The sequence below is a fragment of the Thermogutta sp. genome (assembly GCF_014359955.1).
In the GTDB taxonomy this organism is placed as follows: domain Bacteria; phylum Planctomycetota; class Planctomycetia; order Pirellulales; family Thermoguttaceae; genus Thermogutta.
Window position 1 is genome coordinate 1 of sequence record NZ_JACIYL010000417.1, and the last position, 3,899, is coordinate 3,899.

The 3,899-nt window shown below is 57.3% G+C and carries 3 protein-coding genes and 1 pseudogene; 1 reads left to right on the forward strand and 3 read right to left on the reverse strand.

The genetic code is table 11. The features are described from left to right. Positions 1-485, forward strand: a 485-nt coding sequence (locus H5U08_RS12310) for a hypothetical protein (RefSeq protein WP_297033452.1), incomplete at its 5' end; no start/stop codon positions are given. A gap of 12 nt (positions 486-497) precedes the next feature. Here H5U08_RS12310 and glnD read toward each other — a convergent pair. The 3 genes and pseudogenes from glnD to H5U08_RS12325 all read right to left on the reverse strand — a co-directional run. Beyond that, positions 498-3,152, reverse strand: coding sequence for a [protein-PII] uridylyltransferase (glnD, locus tag H5U08_RS12315; protein ID WP_297033454.1), 2,655 nt, complete (start codon positions 3,150-3,152; stop codon positions 498-500). 103 nt (positions 3,153-3,255) lie between these two features. Next, on the reverse strand, positions 3,256-3,597 hold the full coding sequence (locus H5U08_RS12320; protein ID WP_297033456.1) for a P-II family nitrogen regulator: 342 nt from the start codon (positions 3,595-3,597) through the stop codon (positions 3,256-3,258). A 58-nt stretch (positions 3,598-3,655) separates the two neighbouring features. Then, positions 3,656-3,899 (reverse strand): annotated as a pseudogene (locus tag H5U08_RS12325) (hypothetical protein); the annotation flags it as partial.

A 3,899-nucleotide genomic window follows, 5' to 3' on the forward strand; every position in this document is an offset into this window, starting at 1 on the left:
GCGATGCGGGTTTCTACGAACTGGTGCACCGCATATTAATGCGCTCCGATGCGTGTTCCCTTCAGGAACGGCGAATTCGGCCGCGAATGGAATTCGATACCGAACAGCGGATCGCTCCGTGGGGGGACAGGCCACCGAGCGAAAGTGACTTTCTCACCGTGCGCTGCTTCGATCTCAACAAGGGAGGAATTGCATTCTTCCTCGATGAGCCTCCCCCGTTCCGTAAACTGGTGGTGGAGCTGAATTGCCCCCAAAACAGGATTTACGTGCTGGCCGAGGTCGCCCATCACGCCCCCGTTCTCCTCTACCCCAACGGAGATATTGTGCTCGAGGAGGCAGAAGATATCTTTGAAGAGGAAAATCTCCCGGATATGGGGCAGCCCGTCCCCAAGATTCTTGTAGGGTGTCGATTCCTTTCCCGCTGGACGCCCTGCAACAGCCCGGAAGCATCCAAGCCGCCCGAAACACCGGTTACTTCGGGTTGATCACCCCGGTGTTCACTGGATCACCTTCAGCAGGCCATTCCGCATGTGAGCGAGCCTTTCACCGGAAAGGATCTTTTGGCCCTCCTCATCAGTCACGTAGAACACGTCCACGACCTGATCCAGAAACGTCCCGATTTTCGCTCGCCAGATGAAGCACTTTTCCTGATAGAGAAACCTCGACACTTCGTAGAGTAATCCGGGGCGGTCGTTGGCGAAAATTTCGATGATCGTGAATTCAGAATGGGAATGATTGTCGAACTCGACGCGAACGCGCGCCGGAGGCACACCGGCCAGGGCCTGACGCCCCACTTCCCAGCGACGAACGAACGCCGGCTGAAATTCGGGTTGCGTGAGAGAGCGGCGGATAACCTCGTTAATTTGATTGATACGTTCCGCCGGTGGCTCGCCCGGGAAATCCGGATCACGCACGACGTATTTGTCCAGAATCCAACCATCAGCCAGCGTATAAATCTGGGCGGCCAGGATTTCCAATCCCTGGCTCGATAACGCCCCCGTCAACCTGTGAAAAATACCGCGTGCCACGTTTTCCCGAGTGGCGATATTCCATAACAGGGTGTCACTGTCGGGACGATACTGAACCCGAATATCCACCGGCGCATCGCCCAGCGAAGCCAACCACCGCAGATCGGCAACGATGCTCGCCACGTCTTCAGCGAGAAGAAGGCCTCCGGGCAATTCCGACAGTTGTCGGCTGAAAAACGGCGTATGAGCGTCCTCACCCAATGCCCGGGCAACGGCCCGACGACGGTCTTCCAGATCGTTTTCCCGAAGAATGAGGTCACCCGAGTCGGAGATGTACCGGGCAGTTCTCTGAAACAACTCCGCCAGGAGATCTGCCTTCCAAGCCGTCCAATTGTCCGGAGACACGGCCATAAGATCCGCTGCCGTCAGTACGTACAGCATTTGCAGGACTTCCGGCGATCCCACTTCCGTGGCAAATTGGATAACAAGCTGTTCATCACTGATATCCCGGCGAAGCGCGAGATGATTCATTCGCAGGTGCGCTCCCACCAGGTATTCCAGGACCTCCCGCTCCTCCTCAGAAAGCCCCAGACGCATGCCGACATCCCGTGCAATCTCGCGGCCAACTTCGCAATGATCCGGTCCTAATCCTTTTCCCAAATCATGCAAAAGCAGCGCGAGATGGAGGATTTTCTTCTGGGCAATGCGCCGATAAGTATCAGCCAGTAATCCAGAGGCGTCGGCCAGAGCGGTTACCGCTTCCACCGCCCGAAGGCTGTGTTCATCCACCGTGTAATGATGATATTGATTGAACTGGAGCAGGCCCCGCGCGTGTTCAAACGCCGGGATAAACCGTTCGAGCAATCGCACTTTGTGGAGCCCTCGCAGGAGATGAGCGAGCTGGTGCGGGGACTCAAAAAGTCCTGCGAAGCGTCGAAAGATATCTGGCGGTATCGGGCCGCTCAGATCAGACACATGGCGACGGATGCTATCCCAGACTGTCCAGTGCAACGGCCGATTCAGCCGCTGGCTGGTTTCCAGAAATTCCAAGAGCACACCCCATCCCTGGGCAAGTGCGGCCTGTCCTGCCGGAGTGATCGCCAAACACCCGCCACGCTCAACAAGAAAGCCGTTTTGGGGCCACGTTACCAGGAAGTTTCGTTTTCGATGGGGCGACCTGGCACATTCGGAAAAACGCTGGGCCACGACGAATACGTGCTCCGTCTTGCGGAAATAGTCCCGCATGAAAACTTCCGCGGGGAGAAGGTTGTGTTCGCCGGAATAGCCCCACGTCGTCGCGAGTTGCCACTGATCACTTCGCGTGAGCACGTCATGAGCTCTCCCCGCACGCCAGTGGAGCCAATGGCGAACGGCCCAGAGGAAGTCTTCCGCCTCGATGAGGGCGGCTGCATCTTCGGGCTCCAACGCGGACCATTCGGAAAGCTCTACTCCGAGTTCCCCGAATCGCTGAATCCAGTGGACCAGTTGGACATCCCGGATGCCGCCGGGCGAACGCTTCACATTGGGTTGAAGGATGTACACCGTCTCGCCGTATCGTTCGCGTTCAGCATCTCGCGCCTGAATGACATCTCCGAGAAGCCGCTCCCCGTATCGCCGCACGGTTCGTTCCAGCAACTGGTGAAAGCTCCTGAAAACATCGAGATCTCCGCAGAGCAATCGGGCCTGGAGCACGGCCGTAAGAAACTGCGGATCTTGCAACATGTGGCGCGCAACGGTTCTGGGTGTGTGGGCAGAAAACCCGACCTGCCAACCAATGTCAAACACATCTCGGTAGAACCCAGCAGAAACAGCGCGGAGAACGGCCGAGGCACGCCCCGGTGTGAAGAGGAGAAGGTCGATATCCGAATAGGGTGCTACAATACTCCGGCCGAATCCCCCCAAAGCCAAAAGCGCATAGCTCCCCGTGGATTTTTCGTCAACGCCGGCCGCCTCAAGTTCGTGGGCCCACAGCTTCGTGACCACACTCTCCCACAGCGCAGCCAAACGGCGGCCCACCGACACACCCGATGTTCGATTCAAGCATTCGCCTGCGATCGCCAGTGTGCCGTTCCACAGTTCTTCGCGGACATGTGCGATCAGTGGATGAATCACGGGAAAAAGCCGCTCCACCGAGGGCGACGATTCTTCGTTCTTTTCATCGGCCTCTGTCGAGAGTGAAGCCACAACCGATCCTAACCTCTCCTGGGTGGTTTCACGCGGGTACAAACGGTCGTTCCTTGCGCAGGGATCTCGGAGCTCTCACCAAGCAGAGATTCCCGCGGGCAACTCATTTGAGTGCCTGGTCACCCGTTTCCCGGGTACGGATTCGAACCGCCTGCGTGATGTCGCTCACGAAAATCTTGCCGTCGCCGACCTGGCCCGTGTAAGCCGATTGAATGATGGTATCGATCACCCTGTCCAGATCAGCGTCGGGGACCACCACTTCGATCTTGACTTTGGGGACCAGATCGACGCTGTATTCCGCCCCGCGGTAGATCTCGGTGTGGCCTTTCTGACGTCCAAAGCCCCTGACTTCCGTGACCGTCATCCCCTGAATTCCCTCTTTGGTTAAGGCTGCTTTGACGTCTTCCAGCTTGAAATGTCGGATAATCGCTTCGATCTTTTTCATGCTTGCAGGAACTCCTCACGCGTCAAGGATGCCACTTAAGGATCGGGTGTCAACGACCTCATTTTCCCAGATTGCCAACCACCTCTGTAGGTCCGGTCTCGATGACAAACTGCTCGGGATAAGCCAGCAACCCGTGTTCGGTGATATCCAGACCTCGCAACTCCGTCTCGGGATCCACCCGCAGGCCAACCGTGTACTTGATTCCGAGAAAGAGCGCCAGGGACGTGAGAAACGACCACAGGAAGGCCACCACAATTCCGAGCAATTGCACCAGGAGGGAATGAACCTCACCGGCCGTCAGG